The sequence below is a fragment of the Pseudomonas sp. V88_4 genome (assembly GCF_029967985.1).
GTDB classification, from domain to species: domain Bacteria; phylum Pseudomonadota; class Gammaproteobacteria; order Pseudomonadales; family Pseudomonadaceae; genus Aquipseudomonas; species Aquipseudomonas glycinae.
This window is the reverse complement of the sequence record NZ_JASCAF010000001.1, coordinates 340,726-359,854: the sequence shown is the minus strand read 5'-3', so window position 1 is coordinate 359,854 and position 19,129 is coordinate 340,726. Positions and strand designations below refer to the sequence as shown.

At 60.1% G+C, this 19,129-nt stretch carries 17 protein-coding genes; 1 reads left to right on the top strand and 16 read right to left on the bottom strand.

Going from position 1 to position 19,129, the window contains the following annotated elements; all coding sequences use genetic code 11:
• Window positions 1-140: 140 nt before the first annotated feature.
• From QLG12_RS01635 to QLG12_RS01580, 12 genes are all read right to left on the bottom strand, one after another.
• Window positions 141-875, bottom strand: coding sequence for an amino acid ABC transporter ATP-binding protein (locus tag QLG12_RS01635; protein ID WP_169842336.1), 735 nt, complete (start codon window positions 873-875; stop codon window positions 141-143).
• Window positions 872-1,543, bottom strand: coding sequence for an ABC transporter permease subunit (locus QLG12_RS01630; protein WP_197868504.1), 672 nt, complete (start codon window positions 1,541-1,543; stop codon window positions 872-874). The genes QLG12_RS01635 and QLG12_RS01630 overlap by 4 nt, the downstream gene beginning before the upstream one ends.
• Window positions 1,543-2,289, bottom strand: a complete 747-nt coding sequence (locus QLG12_RS01625) for an amino acid ABC transporter permease (RefSeq protein ID WP_064383850.1) — start codon at window positions 2,287-2,289, stop codon at window positions 1,543-1,545. Before QLG12_RS01625 ends, QLG12_RS01630 begins: the two co-directional genes overlap by 1 nt.
• Window positions 2,290-2,482: 193 nt before the next feature.
• The gene (locus tag QLG12_RS01620) at window positions 2,483-3,409 is read right to left on the bottom strand and encodes a glutamate/aspartate ABC transporter substrate-binding protein (protein ID WP_197868505.1); all 927 of its coding nucleotides are present in this window, start codon (window positions 3,407-3,409) and stop codon (window positions 2,483-2,485) included.
• 263 nt (window positions 3,410-3,672) lie between these two features.
• On the bottom strand, window positions 3,673-4,941 hold the full coding sequence (gene mtr, locus QLG12_RS01615; RefSeq protein ID WP_282473767.1) for a tryptophan permease: 1,269 nt from the start codon (window positions 4,939-4,941) through the stop codon (window positions 3,673-3,675).
• Between the two features lie 69 nt (window positions 4,942-5,010).
• The gene (locus QLG12_RS01610) at window positions 5,011-6,348 is read right to left on the bottom strand and encodes an amidase family protein (RefSeq protein ID WP_236193539.1); all 1,338 of its coding nucleotides are present in this window, start codon (window positions 6,346-6,348) and stop codon (window positions 5,011-5,013) included.
• Between the two features lie 31 nt (window positions 6,349-6,379).
• Window positions 6,380-8,080, bottom strand: a complete 1,701-nt coding sequence (locus tag QLG12_RS01605) for an NAD(P)/FAD-dependent oxidoreductase (protein ID WP_282473766.1) — start codon at window positions 8,078-8,080, stop codon at window positions 6,380-6,382.
• 28 nt (window positions 8,081-8,108) lie between these two features.
• Window positions 8,109-8,591 (bottom strand): aromatic-ring-hydroxylating dioxygenase subunit beta, encoded by a 483-nt coding sequence (locus tag QLG12_RS01600; protein WP_236193543.1) that lies wholly within the window; start codon window positions 8,589-8,591, stop codon window positions 8,109-8,111.
• Window positions 8,572-9,873: a Rieske 2Fe-2S domain-containing protein gene (locus QLG12_RS01595; RefSeq protein ID WP_282473765.1), complete on the bottom strand. Its 1,302-nt coding sequence runs from the start codon at window positions 9,871-9,873 to the stop codon at window positions 8,572-8,574. The genes QLG12_RS01600 and QLG12_RS01595 overlap by 20 nt, the downstream gene beginning before the upstream one ends.
• A 13-nt stretch (window positions 9,874-9,886) precedes the next feature.
• Window positions 9,887-10,819 (bottom strand): PDR/VanB family oxidoreductase, encoded by a 933-nt coding sequence (locus tag QLG12_RS01590; protein WP_282473764.1) that lies wholly within the window; start codon window positions 10,817-10,819, stop codon window positions 9,887-9,889.
• Window positions 10,816-11,232, bottom strand: a complete 417-nt coding sequence (locus QLG12_RS01585; RefSeq protein WP_236193547.1) for a DUF4440 domain-containing protein — start codon at window positions 11,230-11,232, stop codon at window positions 10,816-10,818. The genes QLG12_RS01590 and QLG12_RS01585 overlap by 4 nt, the downstream gene beginning before the upstream one ends.
• Entirely contained in the window at window positions 11,213-12,580 is a 1,368-nt protein-coding gene (locus QLG12_RS01580; RefSeq protein ID WP_197868513.1) for an MFS transporter, read from the bottom strand. Before QLG12_RS01580 ends, QLG12_RS01585 begins: the two co-directional genes overlap by 20 nt.
• A gap of 106 nt (window positions 12,581-12,686) precedes the next feature.
• On the opposite strand from QLG12_RS01580, the gene QLG12_RS01575 reads away from it, so the two are divergent.
• Complete coding sequence (locus QLG12_RS01575; protein ID WP_197868577.1) at window positions 12,687-13,574, top strand: LysR family transcriptional regulator; 888 nt, start codon at window positions 12,687-12,689, stop codon at window positions 13,572-13,574.
• A 56-nt stretch (window positions 13,575-13,630) separates the two neighbouring features.
• Here the strand turns inward: QLG12_RS01575 and glpD are convergent, their stop codons facing one another.
• The 4 genes from glpD to QLG12_RS01555 all read right to left on the bottom strand — a co-directional run bounded on the left by glpD (window position 13,631) and on the right by QLG12_RS01555 (window position 18,813).
• Complete coding sequence (gene glpD, locus QLG12_RS01570) at window positions 13,631-15,166, bottom strand: glycerol-3-phosphate dehydrogenase (RefSeq protein ID WP_197868514.1); 1,536 nt, start codon at window positions 15,164-15,166, stop codon at window positions 13,631-13,633.
• Between the two features lie 197 nt (window positions 15,167-15,363).
• The gene (locus tag QLG12_RS01565) at window positions 15,364-16,119 is read right to left on the bottom strand and encodes a DeoR/GlpR family transcriptional regulator (RefSeq protein ID WP_007953179.1); all 756 of its coding nucleotides are present in this window, start codon (window positions 16,117-16,119) and stop codon (window positions 15,364-15,366) included.
• A gap of 261 nt (window positions 16,120-16,380) precedes the next feature.
• Window positions 16,381-17,883: a glycerol kinase GlpK gene (gene glpK / locus QLG12_RS01560; protein WP_197868515.1), complete on the bottom strand. Its 1,503-nt coding sequence runs from the start codon at window positions 17,881-17,883 to the stop codon at window positions 16,381-16,383.
• A gap of 78 nt (window positions 17,884-17,961) precedes the next feature.
• On the bottom strand, window positions 17,962-18,813 hold the full coding sequence (locus QLG12_RS01555) for an MIP/aquaporin family protein (RefSeq protein WP_007953183.1): 852 nt from the start codon (window positions 18,811-18,813) through the stop codon (window positions 17,962-17,964).
• Between the last annotated feature and the right edge of the window lie 316 nt (window positions 18,814-19,129).

Here is a 19,129-nt window from a genome sequence, read left to right as displayed (position 1 = left end):
AACCACAACACTTACCTGATAGCTGTCACTGCCCCTGTGGGAGCTGGCTTGCCAGCGATAGCGGTCTGTCAGTCGCCAACATCGACAACTGACAGGGCCCCATCGCGGGCAAGCCCGCTCCCACAGGAAACGCAGTGCTTTTAGTGCTGCAGGATTTTCTCGAGGAAATGCTGCGCGCGTTCGGAGCGAGCTTTGATATCGCCGAAGAATTCCTCTTTCGGGCAGTCTTCGATGATCTTGCCGGCGTCCATGAAGATCACGCGGTCGGCCACTTTACGGGCGAAGCCCATTTCGTGGGTCACGCACATCATGGTCATGCCTTCGTGGGCCAGCTGCACCATCACGTCGAGCACTTCGTTGACCATTTCCGGGTCCAGCGCCGAAGTCGGCTCGTCGAACAGCATGACGATCGGGTCCATCGCCAGCGCACGGGCGATCGCCACACGCTGTTGCTGACCGCCGGACAATTGGCCGGGGTGCTTGTGGGCGTGAGCCGACAGGCCGACGCGCTCGAGCAGTTGCAGGCCTTTTTTGGTCGCTTCTTCCTTGCTGCGGCCCAGCACCTTGATCTGCGCAATGGTCAGGTTTTCGGTGATGGTCAGGTGCGGGAACAGTTCGAAATGCTGGAACACCATGCCCACGCGCGAGCGCAGTTTCGGCAGGTTGGTCTTCGGATCGGCAATCGATGTGCCGTCGACCACGATGTCGCCTTTCTGGAACGGCTCCAGTGCGTTGACGCACTTGATCAGGGTCGACTTGCCCGAACCGGACGGACCGCAGACCACGATCACTTCACCCTTTTTGACCTCGGTGCTGCAATCGGTCAGCACCTGGAAGTCCCCATACCACTTGTTGATGTTCTTGATAGAGATCATACGGCGAACCTTTTTTGCAGACGCTTGACCAGCTGCGAGGCGGCAAAGCTGATGATGAAGTACACGAGACCTGCGAAGATCAGGAACTCATTCGAACGGCCAATGATGTCGCCACTGGCGCGTGAAGCGTTGAGGAAGTCCACCAGGCCCACGGTATAGACCAGCGAGGTGTCCTGAAACAGGATGATGCTCTGCTGCAGCAGCAGCGGGGTCATCTTGCGGAACGCCTGGGGCAGGATGATCAGGCGCATCATCTGGCCGTAGGTCATGCCCAGTGCCTGCGCCGCGCCCATCTGGCCTTTCGGGATCGACTGCACGCCGGCCCGGACGATTTCACAGAAGTACGCCGCTTCGAACATCATGAACGCCACGATGCACGAGGTGAACGCGCCGATCGGGGTGTCTTCGCCGGTGATCCAGCGCAGCACGAACGGCACTGCCAGGTAGAACCAGGTGATCACCAGCAGCAGCGGGATCGAACGGAAATAGTTGACGTACGCGCCGGCGATGCTCGACAGCAGCTTGCTGTGGGACAGACGCATCAGCGCAAGAATGGTGCCGAGGATGATCCCGCCGACCACGCCCAGCGCCATCAGCTTGAGGGTCATCAGCATGCCGTTCCACAGGCCGGGAATGGCCGGAACGATGCCACTGAAATCGAATTCCATTATTTACCCCCCACGGAGATCAGGCCGGGCACGGCGACTTTCTTCTCGACCATGCGCATCAGCAGCATCAGGCTCATGTTGAGGGTGAAATAGATCAGGGTCGCCAGGGTGAAGGCTTCAAACAGGTTGGCCGAGAATTCGGCGGTCTGTTTGGTTTGCGCCAGCAGCTCCATCAGACCGATCAGGGACGCCACGGAGGAGTTCTTGAACACGTTCAGGAATTCCGAGGTAAGCGGCGGAATGATGATCCGGTAGGCCTGGGGCAGCAGCACGTTCCAGTAGATCTGCGGCAGTTTGAAACCCATGGCGCGGGCGGCGGATTCCTGGCCCCGTGGCAGCGCCTGGATGCCGGTGCGAACCTGTTCGCAGACCCGGGCGGCGGTGAACAGGCCCAGGCAGACGACAACGCTCAGGTAGGCCGAAGTGGTCGGGTTCAGATCCTGTTTGTACCAGTCCTGCAGGTTTTGCGGCAGCAGGTCGGGCACCAGGAAGTACCAGATGAACAGCTGAACCAGCAGCGGCACGTTGCGAAACAGTTCCACGTAGCAGGTCGCGATGCCCGATACGAGGCGGCTCGGCACGGTGCGCATGATGCCCAGCAGCGAGCCGAGCAGCAGGGCGATGATCCAGGCCACGACGGCGATGGCGATGGTCCAGCCCAGACCGGAAATGAACCAGTCGAGATAAGTCTCGCTGCCCACGCCGGTGGACTTGAAGAACACGCCCCAGTCCCAGTTGTAATTCATTAGGGTCTCCCCTCGAAATCGATCGATGTACAAGCACCCGCTTGGGGAAGATCCTTTCCCGTCCGACGTTGAACGCCGGGCACACGCGATCGGCTCGGAAACCGCCAGGTCGAGTGTTCCACAGTAAAGCCAGCAGGTAGTAACAGACGCCTGAGGGAGGGTGGCTCCCTCAGGCGATAAGGTTAGTCAGGAATCAGATTTTTACGTCAGGCGCCGGCTTGTCGCTCGGGTTCTCGATCAGTTTCTTGACCTGCTCGCTCATCTTGAAATTCAGGTTGAGGTTTTTTGGCGGGATCGGTTGGGTGAACCACTTGTCGTAGATCTTGTTGATCTCGCCAGACTTGTACAGGCCGACGATGGCGTCATCGACAGCCTTCTTGAAGGCCGGGTCGTCCTTGCGAACCATGCACGCATAGGCTTCGAAGGACTGTGGCGTACCGGTGATGACCCAGTCGTCAGGCTTCTTGGCCTTGGCTTCTTCACCGGCCAGCAGGGCGTCGTCCATCATGAAGGCAACGGCGCGGCCGCTTTCCAGCATGTTGAAGGATTCGCCGTGGTCTTTGGCGGAGATGATGTTCATGCCCATCTGCTTGTCGGCGTTCATCGCTTTGATGATGCGTTCGGACGTGGTGCCGGCGGTGGTCACGACGTTTTTACCTTTCAGGTCAGCAAAGTCCTTGTAGGACGGGTTGCCATCCTTGTCTTTCTTGACCAGCAGGCGGGTGCCGATTTCGAAGATGTTGGTGGTGAAGGCGACTTGCTGGGCGCGTTCGGCATTGTTGGTGGTGGAGCCGCACTCGATGTCCACGGTGCCGTTCTGTACCAGCGGGATACGGGTTTGCGAGGTGACCAGGTTGTACTTGACGTTCAGGTCAGGCTTGTTCAGGTCTTTTTTCAGGGCTTCGACGATAGCGACCTGAATGTCGTGGGAGTAGCCCACGGGTTTGCCCGAAGCATCGGCGATGTAGGAGAACGGGATGGAGCTGTCACGGTGACCGAGCGTGATGGTGCCCGAGTCGTTGATCTTCTTAAGGGTGCCGGTGAGTTCAGCAGCGAAAACTGGTGTGCTGATCAGAGCGGCAGCAATGGCTGCGCCCAGGATATGGGGAACGATGCGCATCAAATTTTCCTCGACATTGTTTTTTTTATGGAGCCGTTTGAGCGGGCCCTTTTGTACTTCGAATGCCTGACGGCTCCGGTTGTGTTGGCGCAACAGGCATTCGTCGAAGGAGTGTAGAGCATGAGTCGTGCCAGACCAGTTGCAACAAGTTAACTGGTTGATTTTGTTGGTTATTAAAGTTTTGTGATGGTGTTTTTCAACGTTTCTGATCCGGTAATCCGAACCGACCGACGGGTCGCGTTCGGAAAACCGAATGCGGCGATTCAGCGCCAGACCGGCAGCAGGTCGAGGGTGAACAGCAGGTGCGAAACCGCGCAGATCACTCCGAAAAACAGTACCAGGCCGATCATTGGCGTCCCGCCCCAGACCCGATAGAGCGGGCTGCCAAAGCGTTTGCGCGAGGCCCTGGCCAGCAATGCCGGGGTGATGACGGCCCAGAGCGTGGCGGCCAACCCGGCGAAACCGATGGCGTGAATGAAGCCTTCCGGCCAGAGAAACCCGCAGAGCATCGGTGGCAGGAAGGTCGCGGCAGCGGTTCGCAGGCGGCCCATGGGCCGATCATCGAAACCGAGCACGTCAGCCAGATAGTCGAACAGGCCCAGGGTCACGCCGAGAAACGAGCAGGCCACGGCGAAGTTGGAAAAGAAAGTCAGCAACAGGTCGACATTGGCACTGTCCAGACGTGAGCCCAGAGCGCTGATCAGCACGTCGATGTTGCCGCCGCGCTGGGCGATGCCTTTGAAGGCTTCGCGCTCAATGTTGCCCATGCTGCACAGCATCCATATCAGATACAGGCCCAGAGCGATCAGCGTGCCGCCCAGCAGGCAGGCACGGATTCGCTGCGGGTCCTTGCCGAAATGCTTCATCAGGCTCGGTACGTTGCCGTGAAATCCGAACGAAGTCAGGCAGAAGGGCAGAGTCACCAGCAAGTAGGGCCAGTAGTGGGCAGTGCCGCTGTTCAGGTCGAACAGCGTGGCCGGTTGTACATGGCCGAGCAGGCCGCCGAAGGTCAGAAAGAATGCAAGGATCTTCGCGCCGAATACCACGGTGGTCATCCGGCTCACCGCCGAGGTGCTGAGCCAGACGATGAACGCCACCAGCACGGTGAAGCCCAGCCCGCCGATGCGCGGTGGCAGCGAGATGCCCATGGACTGGACGGTGTGATGGATCACTGAACCGCTGGCGGAAATGTAAGCGTAGGTCAGCGTGTAGAGCACGAAAACAATGCTCAGGCCGTTGATCCGGTTCCACGTGCGCCCCAGCAGATCACGGGTGATGGTCGAGAAACTCGCGCCTTCGTGGTAGTTGAGGTTGGCCTCGAGAATCATCAGGCCCGAATGCAAAGTACAGAACCAGGCAAACACCAACACGGCGACTGAACCGTAAAACCATAGCCCGGACATGACCACCGGCAGGGAAAACATTCCGGCGCCGACGATGGTTCCGCCGATGATCATGGCGCCGCCGAGGACCGAGGGCGAGCGTTCGAGTACGGCGGTGGAAGTGGATGAAGCAAGTGGCGTGGCACGCATGGCAGGGCCTGCATTGATTTTGTCATGAAGGATTCGATCCGGCTCGCCCCTTGCCGGGGCGAGCCGTGCTCATCGGATGTTCAGCAGGGGGGACAACCGACTCACTGCCTGCAACAGAAATCCGTCCTGCCCCGGCAATGCATCGAACGACAGGCCTACCGGCAGCGAACCCTTCGCCGCCACCGGCACGGTCATGCTCGGCGCTGCCAGGTTGCTGGCCGGATCGGTGTTGCGCACGAACCGCTCGAAATGGCTTTCATCCGCGCAATCAGCCAGCAACGGCGCACTGCAACTGACCGTCGGGTAGGCCAACAGATCCAGCTGGTGGTGGCTGAACAGTTGCCGGTACTCCTGCTCCAGCCGGACCTTGCCCATCAAGGCCTGCACATAGTCGGTATAGGAAATTGCCGGGCTTTGCAGCTGTGCAGTGAGGATTTTCTTGATTCCGGGATCGCCGATCCGCGCCAGGATGTCGAGGAATTCTGCGCCGCGGCCTTCCTTCATCAGAAACCGTGGAAAGTCGATGAAGAATTCGTAGATCGGCAGCGGGAACTGGATGCACTCGTTGATCTCGCCGATCACCGTATCGTCGACCGCAACGATTTCCATGCCGGCGCTGGCGAGCGCATCGATGGCGGCACGGCAATCGCGGCTGACGTTGTTGTCCAGATCGGCCCAGAGGAAACGCTCGGGAATTCCGATGCGCAGAGCGCGATCTTCGGGCAGTGCTGGCAGGTGTCGGCCGCTCAGTTGGCCGTGGACGAACCGGCAGTCTTCCACTGTACGCGTCAGCAGGCCTGGTGTGTCCTTGGTCTGCGAGACCGGGACGATGCCGTCGGCCGGGTATTCGCCGGTCGTCGGGCGCATCCCGACCACGCCGCAGAACGCCGCCGGTATACGCACCGAGCCGCCTGTATCAGTGCCTACCGCGCAGGGCACCAGCCCGGCGGCGACAGCGGCGGCACAGCCACCGCTGCTGCCACCGGCGCCATGCAGCTCGTTGGCCGGGTTGATGACCGCGCCGTAGGTGTGGTTGGCCGACGTCACGCCGAACGACAGTTCATGCATGTTGTTCTTGCCCACTACCCGCGCGCCCAGTTGTTTGAAGCGCGCCACGATACCGGCATCGTGCTGCGGCCGGTAATCGGCCAGGCCAGGAGTGCCGGCGGTGGTCGGCATGCCGCTGACATTGATGTTGTCCTTGAAGGATACCGGCAGCCCGTACAGCGGCGCCTGGCGATCCGCGTCCGGCGTGTAGGCGAACAGCGCGGGGTCGAAGGTGATGAAACTGTGCAGATGCTGCGCCCGGTCATGGCGTTCGCGCAGGGCTTGCTGCCAAGTGTCGAGGCAGAGCTCGCCACGGCGAAATCCGTTGACGAGTTGTTCGATGGAAAACTGTCTGTACATGGAGAGTCTCGGCGAAAAGAAAGGGACGCAATCAGCAGTAGCGGTACTGTGGAACCAGCCCGTCGAGCGGATTGCCGTCGATCAGATCGCCACCCAGGCTGCTGATGACCGAGCAGGCTGCGTTCAGGGCTGTCTGGATCGAACCTTCGGCCCAGCCGCCGGTGAACGAAGCGCCGCAGCCCGCCAGGTAAAGACCGGTGTCCTGACGCGGATCGAGAGCAGTGCGGAACTGATAGAACAGACGTTCGGAATAGATGTCGTCGCCGGGGAAATTCAGCTTGAAGGCGCCGAGGGCATGCTTGTCGGTCAGCCAGTCGTATTCGAGCACGTAGCGCTGGTAGTCGCCGTTGAGCGGGATCAGGTGGCGGGCGAATTCCGGCGCGCTCATCGCCAGCTCGTCCACCAGGCGCAGGCAGCGCTGCACTTTGTCGGTCATGGAGACCATCTTGTGCGAGTCGTCTTCCCAGGTGTAACTGATCAGCACCACGCCCCATGAATCCGGGTCCTGTGGCGCGTAATCCAGGCAGTACACGCCCTTGACGAGGGTGTCGGTCTGGATGTTCTGCGCCAGGCCGTGTTTGAGCCAGAACTTGTCCCTGGTCAGGATGAACAGCTTGGAGGACCCGACCATGTGGGTTTCGTTGATGGCCCGGGCCACGTCGCGATTGACGAACGCCTGGTTCTGGGTGAGCTTGAGATTGACCTGCAAGGCGCGGGTCGTGGTGGTGGTGATCACCCGGTCGCAGGCGTAGGTTTCACCGTTGCTGCCGGCCAGCAGGATTTGCCCGTCGGCCCCCCTGTTGATCGATTCGATGCGGGTACGGCAGATCATGTCGCGCAGTTGCATGCCATTGAACCGGGTGTCGGCGATCAGCTCTGCCAGCGAGGAGATGCCGTTCGGCACCAGTCGCTGATTGACTTCCAGCGCGTTGACCACCAGCCGCAGAATCTCGGTGAACGAGGCGCGATAGACCGACTGGAAACCACCGGAACCGATGCCCAGCGAGCCGAACAGGTGGAAGTCTTCCGGTTTGCGCCAGACCTTGCCGCCCGGCGGGTTCTTGCTGGTGAAGATACGCACCATTGCCGAATAGAAAGAGCTGTCACCGAAGCAGTCCAGATAGCGTTGCCATTCCGGCTGCACTTCGCAGTAATTGTGCTGCTTGAGCATTTCGGTCAGCAGCAGCGGCGGGGCAAGGCGGGTGCCGTCGTCCAGTACCGCGCCTTCGCGCAGAAAGGCATTCCAGCCCTGATGCACGGTGCTGAACAGCGCCGGCGGCGGTTGCATCGCGGCCCAGTGATGGGCCTCGCCACGGTAGTGCAGCTCAGTATCGACCACCCCCGGATCGGGAAAGGCTTCGGTGGTCTGAATGCCGAACTTGTTCAGGTAATGGAACAGCCCGACCTCGCTCGGTGGAAAGCGCATGGCGCCCATTTCCGCGATGAACTGCGGCTGTTCTTCATCGAAGCATTGAGTCAACAGGCGACCGCCGATGTGGCTTTCTTCGGCTTCGAACAGGGTCACGCGACGGGCACCGGCGCGCAGCAGTTCATAGGCCGCCACCAGCCCGGTCAGGCCGGCGCCGACGATGCCGATGTGTTTTTCCGCCGTGAGTGCCGACAGGCATCCGATGCCTTGGTCGGCATTGCGCAGGAACTGACCGTAATCGTAAAGCAGGTCGACATAAGGGAAAGACAGGCACGCGGTATCCTGGCTGACAGGATTGTTCATGGAGTTCACAGGGGTAATTCTCGGTCGGTCAGATGATGAGCTGCAGGCTTTCGAGGGCGCGGTCGGGGTTGAGCAACAGGATCTTCTTGCCCTGGATTTTCCACTCGCCGCCGAGGTTGATCAGGCGATGTTCGACGGTGGCGGGGTAATGCCATTCGCGCTCGCCGCGGGCTTCGCAATACAGCAGATTGCTGCTGGCGATGGCGCTGTACGACGGCTCTTCAATCGTGATTCGGGGGCGCTGGGCAATGTGCAGGCAACGGCTTTTCGGCTGTTGGGAAAAGTTGCGGGCATTGGCCAGGCGGTTGATACGCAGGGTGGTCAGGAAGCGGTCTTCATACACCAGCGAGGATTCGTGCAGCGGGCTGCGCTGTTCGCGGGTCATCGGAATCCAGTAGGTGTAGTCATCGCTCAGCAATTGCTGCCAGGCGTCGAAGTCCTGTTGATCGAGCAGGTGCATTTCGGTCTCGAGCAAACGCTCGATGGCCCGTTCAGTTTGATCGTGGTGCATGGTCGTCCCGCATCAGGTTTTGCCAGTTGTCGTAGAAGTTGCGCATCGCCAGTTCACTGGTGCCAGACACTACGCGGGTCTGATCGTAGGTCTCGCCCGGTTCGAACAGTCGGGCAACGTTGACCCATTCGTTGGCGTCGCTGTGCAGGCCTTCCATGGCGCGCTCGTACATCTCCACGTCGTCATGGGCGACCATCGAGCATGGCGAATTGATCAGGTTGTTGTACTGCACCGTGCGCTCCAGCAGCTGCACCGGGGCGCCTTGCAGTTCGAAGATCCACGACTCGACGATGGTTTCCGTTGCGCTGACCGGGCGGATCACCCGCAGGGTCTGGATCGGGCCCTTGACCATCAGGTTGGGGAAATACACGGTGTTATGCCGGGTATCGTCGAGGATGGCTCGGGCCTGGTCTTCGCCGTAGCTTTCCACCATCAGCTCCCAGTAGCCGGGAATGCCCGTGTAGGCTTTGTGGATCGAGTTGCTGACCCCGGTGTGTCCGTGGCCGTTGGGCCAGACGCGGATACCCATGCCGGCGAAGAATTCGTACGAAGCCATGAATGGCGAGAACAGTTCCACGGCCATCGGCGGAGGCTGGCTCTGGTCACCGGTTTCCTTCCACAGGCGAATGGCTTCGCCGGCCGAGGACTCGTGGGCGATCATCGGGTGGCAGGTATCGGTCTGGTTGTCGACGACCATCTTCCAGTTGCAGCGATGCTTGTGCAGCAGCGGCTCACCGACCACGCGCAGCTTGCCTTGCGGGGAGCGCATGACCATGTTGTCCAGCGTTGACAGCGAGTCGCCGAAGAACTCGTCGAAACCCATGCCGGTTTCACTCAGGCGCACGAACACGAAGCCGCGATAGTTGCGTACCGCCGCGACTGGCTGCATGCCCTTGTGGGCCGAGCAACTGCTCAGATCGCAGTCGTCGTATTCCTTTTTCACCGGGATGCTCAACAGCTCGCCGTCGGTCTTGAACGTCCAGGCGTGATAGGGGCAACGCATGAAGCGGCCCACGTTGCCACGCGCTTGCGCCAGCACTTTCACACCTTTGTGCGGGCAACGGTTGTGCAGCACCACGATGTCACCGTTCTTCTGACGCACCATGGCCAGCGGCTGGGCGGCGAGGGTGGCGGTGAAGTAATCGCCGGTTTCTGGGATCAGGCTGTCGTGGCCCAGGTAGCACCAGCTTGCGGCAAAGACGCGTTGCTGCTCCTGTTCGAACAGTTGTTGATCAAGGAACAGAGACTTGTGCACTTCTCTGCCATTGAAATAGTTGTTCAACGGGGTGTCCTCTTCAGATCGCCAGCTTCAGGCGTGGGCTTTTCGCCCGGGAAACGCAGGGATAGATCCGTGCGCTGCAGGCCGCTTCTTGTTCGCTCATGATGAAATCCCGGTGCTCGACGTCGCCTTCCAGCACGTCCAGCGCACAGACGCCGCACTCGCCGCGACGGCAGTCAGAGATCGGGTCCAGGCCCGCGGCCTCCAGGGCTTCGAGCAAGGTCTGGTCGGGACCGACCTCAATGCTCACAGCGGAATCCGCCGCCTCGACCGTGAAACCCCGGGCGCCTTCATCCGGGGCGATGTTGAACACCTCCAGATGAATGCGATCGCGGGGCAGCCCTGCGGATTCGGCGTGGCTCAGGATGTCGTTGAGCATCGCCGCCGGGCCGCAGACGTAGAGCCGGTCTTCGGCGCACAGGTCAGCGAGTACCTGGTGAATCGCCGGGCGCTCGCCGGACAGGTGCAGGTTCATGCGGTCTTGCAGCAGTGAACGCAGATCTTCGGCGTAGGCCGCATCGTCGACGCTGCGGGCGAAGTAATGCAGGTGCGCCGAACGATCCAGGGCTGTCAGATGCCGCAGGATGCCGGTCAGCGGAGTGATGCCGATGCCGCCGGCAATCGCGATGTCGCGACCGGTCCGAGTGTCGAGCGGGTAGTTGAAAGTGTTGAACGGGCCCTCGAGCTGCACCTGGTCGCCGGCCACCAGCGAGCGCAGGTACTGGCTGCTGAGGGAATCGTCGCTAAGGCGAATGGCGAAGGTGAAATGACCTTCGGCGCTGTCGCCCAGCTCCACGGTGGAGTAATGACGCCATTCACCCGAGGGCGCTATCAGCCATTTGAAGTGCCCACCGGCATGGGTCGATAGCGTGGCGACGGGAGCGCCGGTGACGGTGATTTCCTTGATCGATGCCGACAGCATCCGGCAATGGGTAACGGTGTAATTCATGCCGGGTTTTCCTGGGCCAGCGGTGTTTCGTGCAGGTACAGCCAGCGGGTGCTGTGCTGGTGCACGCGCAGGATCGCCACGGAGATGCGCGACGTCTCGTACTGGTTCTGGCGATGGGTTTCTTTGTAGCGAAGAGCGACAGTCGGGCCTTCGTGCCAGATTGTGTGCAGCTCGCTGATGTCGATCTCCAGGCCTGGACGGGCACCGACCGCACCTTTGAACAGCTGCTCGACCTGGGCCCGCCCGACCACGGCGGCCGAGGTGGTGACCATGCTGAAGTCTTCGCTGAAGACATCCATCAGTGGCGCGATGGCGGCCTCGCCGGCGTCGTCGGCATTGGTGAAGACACGATGAATCAGTTCATGTACGTGGTGGATGCTGTGGCGGGCTAGTTCAACCGGGTTGTTGTTCATGGCATTCCTTTGGAGGGTTCAGTTGGCTCATTTGAAGCAGTGGGAACAGCCCGACCAGCGCAGCAATCGCGAACGTGGCGTGATAGGCCGGGGTTGAGTCGAACTGTTTGAGCAGCAGGTTGTAGATCATCAGGAACAAGGCCGCGCCGACGCTGAACGACATCTGCCGGTTGATGTTCCAGATCACACTGGCCTTGTGGGTTTCGCTGCCCTTGAAGTCCATCAGCGAGGTGGTTTGCGCGGTGTTGGCGCCGATCCCGCCGCCGATGCCCATCAGGCTGTAGGCGATGACGATCACCCCGATATCGGTCGGCGCATCCACCAGCATCAGGGTGGCGATGCCGGCGCTGTGGATCAGCATGCCGAGGGTGAACAGGCGTCGGGCGCCGACCTTGTTGTAGAGCCGGCCGCAGGTGAGCATCGCGATGAAGGCACCGATGGCGTAGAGGATCATGAACATGCCGGTCAGGCGGGCGCTGAAGTGCAGGGTGTTCTGCAGAAAGAAGATGCTCATCAGGTTGACCCCGGTGAACACGCCGGGAATCGCGTAATAGATGAAGATCGAGGTGCTGAGCTTTTTGCTCTTGAGCAGGCTCAGGTCAATGATCGCGTCGCTCTTGCGACGGTAATGCAGCAGGTACAGCGCCACGAACATCAGGCCCGCCGCGACACAGGCAATGGCCTCGATGGCAGGATAGTCGCCGCCGTATAGCGACATGCCCATCAGCAGGCTGCCCAGCGCGGCACTGACCAGCAGCAGGCCGAGGATATCCGGACGTGCCAGGCTGGCAGGTCGGCTCTCGCGAATCCAGAACCAGGATAATCCGGCAGCGATCAGCGAAAACGGAATGTTGCTGTAGAACACCCAGCGCCACGAACTGCTGTCGACGATGATGCCGCCGACGGTCGGCGAAATGGCCGGGGCGATCAGGGCCACGGCCATCACCAGGGTGGAGATTTTCGCCCGTTGCTCGCCTTGGAACAGATTGAAGGTCAAAGCCTGACCCACGGGAATCAACAACCCGCCACCGATGCCCTGGACGAAGCGCCAGATCACCAGTTCATGGAAGCTGTCGGCCAGGCCGCACATCCATACGGAGCCGGTAAACACCAGCATCGAAGCGGTGAGAATCTCGCGGCTGCCGAAGCGCCCGGCGAGCCAGGTGCTGACCGGAATGATCAGGGTCAGGCCAAGGATGTAGGCATTCGCCACCCAGGCCACCGAAGAACTGCTTACTTGCAATGTTGCCGATATGCTCGGTAATGCCACGGCAGACATGAATATGTTTATGCAGTCAATAAAAAAGCCGATCAGAAAGATCAGCGCGATCTTGTAGCGATAGTTCATTGTTGTTTCCTCTTTGTCGCAAAGCATAGGGGCGATGGACTTGGAGTGTCGATACGACTATCCTTGAAACAATGTTTGAAAGGATTAAACAGTGAACGCTACCGCCATGCATTCTCATCTGAATCGGGTTCAGACATTTCTCGCCGTGGTCGACTTCGGCTCTTACACCAAGGCCGCGAACTACCTGAGTATCAGCAAAGCCATGGCCAGCCTGCATGTCAAGGCGCTGGAGGAAGTTCTTTCGGCAACGTTGCTGATCCGCAATACCCGGAATATATCGCTGACGGAAATTGGCCAGGACTTTTATGAAGAGTTCAAGGGGATTATCGCGGACATCGATAATGCCTTTGACAATGTGCTGAAGGGTAATAATCGGGTTTCTGGAAAGTTACGAATTAGTTCAACCAGTGAATACGGCGAGAAGTTCATACTTCCGTTGATTCCATTGTTCAGCGAGCGTTATCCGGAAATTCGCCTGTGCTACAACTTCAACTCGTCACTGAATGATCTGGTGGCGGAAAAGCTGGATCTGGTGGTGCGTCTGGGCAATCTGGCGGATTCGGCTTTCAAGAGTCGCAAGCTGGCGGATTATCAAATCGTACTGGTGGCGACTCCGGCGTTTGTCGAGCGCCACCCGGTGGCGCACCCGCAAGACCTGAACGGTGTGCCATGGATTGCCAACAACAATTTGCAGGCACCCACGCAATGGGTACTGCGCGATGATCGGGGGAGTACGGTGGAGGTCAGTGGCACCAGCCATTTCGAATCCAATTCCTCCACGGCGATTCGCTCGATGACCTTGTCGTCGCTCGGTGTCTCGGTGTTGCCGGGCTGGGTGGTCGAGGACGATATCGCCAGCGGACGCCTGGTTCGCCTGTTGCCGGCCTATACGTTGCCGTCTCAGTCGATCAACGTCGTATTCCCCAATACCGCGCATCTGCCGCACAAGTCGCGGGCGTTTATCGATTTCCTCCTGCTGCACCTGGCGCAGTAACGCAAAAAGCCCCTGAATCGCGAGATTCAGGGGCTTTCGTCAACGCGGCTTGAAGATCAGGCCGCTTCGATCTTGCGGTTCTGCTCGACCTTGTTCAGGTAGGTCGCCAGTTTTTCCTGTTCGGCCGGGGTGGTGAACAGGCCCAGTTTGCTGCGACGCCACAGAATGTCGTGTGCCGTGGTGGCCCACTCTTCGGTGCACAGGTAATCGACCTCACGGGTGTAGAGCCCGCCACCAATGTGTTCGCCCATGTCGGCCAATGTGTCGACGCCTTCCAGCATGCGCCAGGTGCGGCTGCCGTAAGTGGTGGCCCAGCGGCGGGCGATTTCAGTCGGTACCCAGTCGAACTTGTCGCGGATCTGCGCGCTCAGGGCCTGTGGCGTGGTCATGTCCTCGCCGCCGGGCAGGGTGGCGGTGGCCGTCCAGCTCGGGCGCATCTGGGTGAAGAACGGCATCAGTTGCGCCATCGCCGATTCCGCGAGCTTGCGGTAGGTAGTCAGCTTGCCACCGAACACCGACAGCAGCGGCGCTTCTTCGGTGCTGCCGGACAACGCCAGGGTGTAGTCGCGGGTCACGGCCGAAGGATTGTCGGACTCGTCGTTACACAGCGGGCGGACGCCCGAGTAGGTGTGCAGGATGTCGCCACGGCTGATCTGCTTCTTGAAGTGGGCGTTGACCACTTTGAGCAGGTAATCGGTCTCGCCGTCGGTGATCGCCACTTTGGCCGGGTCGCCGGTGTACTCGCGGTCGGTGGTGCCGATCAGGGTCAGGTTGTTCAGGTACGGAATGGTGAAAACGATGCGCTGATCTTCGTTTTGCAGGATGTGCGCGTGATCGCCTTCGTACAGCTTCGGCACGATGATGTGGCTGCCCTGGATCAGACGGATGCCGTACGGCGATTCCATCTTCAGGTCGTCACGGATGAACTTGGCGACCCACGGGCCGGCGGCGTTCACCAGCGCTTTGGCGGTGATCGAAAACAGGCTGCCGTCGGCGCGTTCCAGGTTCAGGTGCCACAGGCCCTTGGCGCGGCGGGCGCTGACGCAGCGGGTCTGGGTGTGAATGTGCGCGCCTTTTTCACGGGCGGCCATGGCGTTCAGCACCACGAGGCGGGCGTCGTCGACCCAGCAATCGGAGTATTCAAAGCCTTTGCTGATTTCGCTTTTCAGCGCGCTGTCGGCGCCGAACTTCAGGCTTTTCGAACCCGCCAGTTTTTCGCGCTTGCCGAGGTGGTCATACAGGAAAAGGCCCGCGCGGATCATCCACGCCGGACGCAGGTGCGGGCGGTGCGGCAGCACGAAACGCATTGGCTTGACGATGTGCGGCGCCTTGGCCAGCAGCACTTCGCGCTCGGCCAGGGCTTCACGCACCAGACGGAATTCGTAATGTTCGAGATAGCGCAGACCACCGTGGATCAACTTGCTGCTGGCTGACGAGGTGTGGCTGGCCAGGTCGTCCTTTTCGCAAAGGAACACCGAAAGACCGCGACCGGCGGCATCCGCTGCGATCCCCACACCATTGATCCCGCCGCCGATGACGGCGATATCGTAGATCTCGGAGATAGGGGGGGTACGCAAGGTAGAGGTGGACATCGGCTGGCCTCGGGCTCTTTTGATTTTCTGTCTTGGAAATCGAACATGAATGTTCATTTGCGAAAATGGTAGCCCATAAAGACGCGCGCAGCCAGTCGACTTCGATTGAAAAAACTCATCGAAGGGCGGCTAAAAGAAAATATTCGAACATCAGATGCGCATAAGGCGCCGGTGCAGGCGCCTTGTGCGAGGGAGGGTTAAACGACTTCCAGGCGAATCTTGTGCTGGCTCAGCAGTTGCGCCAGGGCCGGCACTGGTTGCTGATCGGTGACCAGGCAATCGATCAGGCTGATCGGGCCGAGGCGGATCATCGCGTTACGACCGAACTTGCTGGAGTCCGCCGCCAGGATCACCTGCCGGGCATTGGCGATGATTGCCTGGGACACCCGCACTTCCTGGTAATCGAAGTCGAGCAGGCTGCCGTCTTCGTCGATGCCGCTGATACCCACCAGCGCAAAGTCGACCTTGAACTGATTGATGAAGTCCACACTCGCCTGACCCACCACGCCGCCGTCGCGACGCACGTTGCCGCCGGTCAGCAGCACATCGAAATCATCCTTGGCGCTGAGCATCGAAGCGACGTGCAGGTTGTTGGTGATGATCTTCAGGTGGCTGTGATTGAGCAGGGCGCGGGCAATCGATTCGGTCGTTGTGCCGATGTTGATGAACAGCGAGGCGTGATCGGGAATCTGCGCGGCGATGGCTTCGCCGATGCGTTGCTTTTCATCGCGCATCTGATCGGCGCGCATCGCGTAGGCAGTGTTTTCGACGCTGGAATCATAGGCGGCGCCGCCGTGGTAGCGACGCAGCAGATTGGCTTCCGCCAGCTGATTGATATCGCGGCGGATGGTTTGCGGGGTAACAACGAACAGCGTGGCCATTTCCTCGATGCTCACATAGCCGCGTTCGCGGACCAGTTCGAGGATTTGCTGCTGACGGGGAGGCAGATTCATGGGGCTTCCTTTGGGCTGCCGTGCAAAATTTGCCCATGATGACGCAGGAATCTCCTCCCGACCAGTTTCCAAACAACGTGAAAGCTACTTCGTGCTGGGCGCCTTCGGCGTTACGCAAGCAATCCTGCGTTAAAAACAGGCTCGGACTGCTCATTTACAAACCCGTAAACTCCGCGTCCTCGCCTGTTTTTGCCTTGTCTTGCCTTCGCTCGCTACGCTTTCACGCTGTTTGGACCAGCTTTAGTCAGTCCTCAGACTGGCTCATTCAGCGTCTTCACGCTCCCAGTCACGGGTACGGCTGACAGCTTTTTTCCAGCCTTTATACAGCTTCTCTTTGGCCGCTTCGTCCAGGCTCGGTTCGAACTCGCGCTCGATCACGGCCTTGCCGCGCAGTTCTTCCAGGCTGCCCCAGAAACCGCACGCCAGGCCGGCCAGATAAGCTGCGCCGAGCGCCGTGGTTTCGCGCATTTTCGGACGCTCGACCTGGGTGCCGAGGATGTCGGCCTGGAACTGCATAAGGAAGTTGTTTGCCACCGCGCCGCCGTCCACGCGCAGGGCCTTGAGGCGTTCGCCGGAGTCCTGTTGCATGGCGTCGAGGACGTCGCGGGTCTGGTAGGCAATCGATTCCAGCGCCGCGCGGATGATGTGATCCACACGCACGCCACGGGTCAGGCCGAACAGCGCACCACGGGCATACGGGTCCCAATAGGGCGCGCCGAGGCCGGTGAAGGCTGGCACCAGATAGACGCCGTTGCTGTCCTTCACTTTATTGGCGAAGTATTCGGTGTCGTGGGCGTCGTTGACGATCTTCAGTTCATCGCGCAGCCACTGTACGGTCGAACCGCCGTTGAACACCGCGCCTTCCAGGGCGTAAGCCACTTCGCCGCGTGGGCCGCAAGCGATAGTGGTGAGCATGCCGTGTTGCGATTTCACCGCTTTGTCGCCGGTGTTCATCAGCAGGAAGCAACCGGTGCCGTAGGTGTTTTTCGCCTGGCCCGGCTCGACGCACATCTGGCCGAACAGCGCAGCCTGTTGGTCGCCGGCGATACCGCCGATGGCGATGCCGCTCTTGGTGCGTCCGTAGATTTCCGAAGAGGCTTTGACTTCCGGCAGCATCTCGCGCGGGATGTCGAGGATCTCCAGCATCTTCGCGTCCCACTTCAGGGTGTGGATGTTGAAGAGCATGGTGCGCGAGGCGTTGGTGTAGTCGGTGACGTGGACTTTGCCGCCGGTGAATTTCCAGATCAGCCAGCTATCGACGGTGCCGAACAGCAGTTCGCCGTTGCGCGCGCGCTCACGGCTGCCTTCGACGTTGTCGAGGATCCACTTCAGTTTGGTGCCGGAGAAGTACGGGTCGGTAACCAGGCCCGTGGTGTCGCGGATGTAGTCTTCATGACCGTCGCGCTTGAGCTGCTGGCAGATCTCGGTGCTGCGCCGGCATTGCCAGACGATCGCGTTGTACACAGGGCGGCCGGTGGTCTTGTCCCAGACCACAGTGGTTTCACGCTGGTTGGTGATGCCGATGGCGGCGACCTGGTCATGGTGCAGACCGGCCTGGGCCAGCGCTTCGACCATCACCGCGCTCTGGGTGGCGAAGATTTCCATCGGGTCGTGTTCGACCCAACCGGCTTGCGGGTAATGCTGGGCGAATTCGCGTTGGGCGGTGCAGACCACGTTTGCATCGCGGTCGAAAATGATCGCGCGGGAGCTGGTCGTACCCTGATCGAGGGCAATGATGTAGTTCTTATTCTCAATGTCGGTCATGTCGATTGCCTTGGACGAAATAAGGGAGAGTGGGCCGTGGCGCGAGCTCTATAAGGGCAGGAGCCCGCGCCGACTGTATCAAGAAGTTCTTGGTTTGCCGTCAATGGCCGGTTCTGCATCCTTTGTAGCAGGTGTGGCGCCGGTCAGGTGACGGGCAATCAGCCCGCGATACCCGGCAGCGCCGAGGCAGGCACCGACAATCGGTGCAAAAATCGGAATCAGGAAGTACGGGATTTCACGTGCGCCGGTGAAGGAAATTTCACCCCAGCCAGCGAAGAAAGTCATCAGTTTCGGGCCGAAGTCCCGAGCCGGATTCATCGCGAAACCGGTCAGCGGGCCCATCGAGCTGCCGATCACGGCAATCAGCAGACCGATCAGCAGCGGCGCCAGCGGGCCTTTCGGCAGGCCGTTGTTGTCGTCGGTCAGGGACATGATCACGCCCATCAGGATCGCGGTGATGATCACCTCGACCAGGAACGCCTGGGCCGTCGACAGCGCAGGGTTCGGGAAGGTGGAGAACACCGAGGCCAGTTCGAGGCTGGCTTCAGTGCCACGAACCATATGGTGAGTCTGTTCGAAATCGAAGAACAGGTTGCTGTACAGCGTGTAAACCAACAGCGCGCCGCAGAAGGCGCCCGCAACCTGCGCGAGAATGTAGAACGGCAGTTTGCGCTTTTCGAAGTCGGCGAAAATGCTCAGGGCGATACTGACGGCAGGGTTCAGGTGCGCGCCGGAAACGCCGGCGGTGAGGTAGATCGCCATGCTGACGCCGACGCCCCAGATGATGCTGATTTCCCAGAGACCGAAGCTGGCGCCCGCGACCTTGAGCGCGGCGACACAACCCGTGCCGAAAAAGATCAGGAGTGCAGTACCCAGAAACTCGGCCAGGCACTGGCTGGAGAGCGAAGGTTGCTGTAACGCAGTTGTCATTGAAAACCTCGGTTTTTGTTGTTGTCTGGCGCGTTGCCAACAGGGCAAGGCGCGATTTTCGCCGAGGCAGGATCCCCATCCTGTTCCCGGTTTACTGCTGTGTGCTGCGATGACGATAATTCTTACATTATTCAGATTCGAAAAAATATAGACAAGAAACAAACCTGTCAAAGGTCGAAAGTGAACCGTCAGTCACAAATAAACTATCAGTCATGTGAATGATCCTGCCGGTCACCCGGCCTGCGCAGTTGTTATTGGCCTGCAAACCCCGGGAACCGTGGCGCGTGGTAGAGCCTTTTGCACCGCGATGGCCTAA

Bases quoted from the DNA above. Each gene is read 5' to 3' on its own strand.
- QLG12_RS01605 (WP_282473766.1), bottom strand. From the start codon at position 8,080: ATGAACAATCCTGTCAGCCAGGATACCGCGTGCCTGTCTTTCCCTTAT.
- QLG12_RS01610 (WP_236193539.1), bottom strand. From the start codon at position 6,348: ATGTACAGACAGTTTTCCATCGAACAACTCGTCAACGGATTTCGCCGT.
- QLG12_RS01580 (WP_197868513.1), bottom strand. From the start codon at position 12,580: ATGAACTATCGCTACAAGATCGCGCTGATCTTTCTGATCGGCTTTTTT.
- mtr (WP_282473767.1), bottom strand. From the start codon at position 4,941: ATGCGTGCCACGCCACTTGCTTCATCCACTTCCACCGCCGTACTCGAA.
- QLG12_RS01635 (WP_169842336.1), bottom strand. From the start codon at position 875: ATGATCTCTATCAAGAACATCAACAAGTGGTATGGGGACTTCCAGGTG.
- QLG12_RS01590 (WP_282473764.1), bottom strand. From the start codon at position 10,819: ATGAATTACACCGTTACCCATTGCCGGATGCTGTCGGCATCGATCAAG.
- QLG12_RS01600 (WP_236193543.1), bottom strand. From the start codon at position 8,591: ATGCACCACGATCAAACTGAACGGGCCATCGAGCGTTTGCTCGAGACC.
- QLG12_RS01575 (WP_197868577.1), top strand. From the start codon at position 12,687: ATGCATTCTCATCTGAATCGGGTTCAGACATTTCTCGCCGTGGTCGAC.
- QLG12_RS01565 (WP_007953179.1), bottom strand. From the start codon at position 16,119: ATGAATCTGCCTCCCCGTCAGCAGCAAATCCTCGAACTGGTCCGCGAA.
- QLG12_RS01585 (WP_236193547.1), bottom strand. From the start codon at position 11,232: ATGAACAACAACCCGGTTGAACTAGCCCGCCACAGCATCCACCACGTA.
- glpD (WP_197868514.1), bottom strand. From the start codon at position 15,166: ATGTCCACCTCTACCTTGCGTACCCCCCCTATCTCCGAGATCTACGAT.
- QLG12_RS01555 (WP_007953183.1), bottom strand. From the start codon at position 18,813: ATGACAACTGCGTTACAGCAACCTTCGCTCTCCAGCCAGTGCCTGGCC.
- QLG12_RS01625 (WP_064383850.1), bottom strand. From the start codon at position 2,289: ATGAATTACAACTGGGACTGGGGCGTGTTCTTCAAGTCCACCGGCGTG.
- QLG12_RS01630 (WP_197868504.1), bottom strand. From the start codon at position 1,543: ATGGAATTCGATTTCAGTGGCATCGTTCCGGCCATTCCCGGCCTGTGG.
- glpK (WP_197868515.1), bottom strand. From the start codon at position 17,883: ATGACCGACATTGAGAATAAGAACTACATCATTGCCCTCGATCAGGGT.
- QLG12_RS01620 (WP_197868505.1), bottom strand. From the start codon at position 3,409: ATGCGCATCGTTCCCCATATCCTGGGCGCAGCCATTGCTGCCGCTCTG.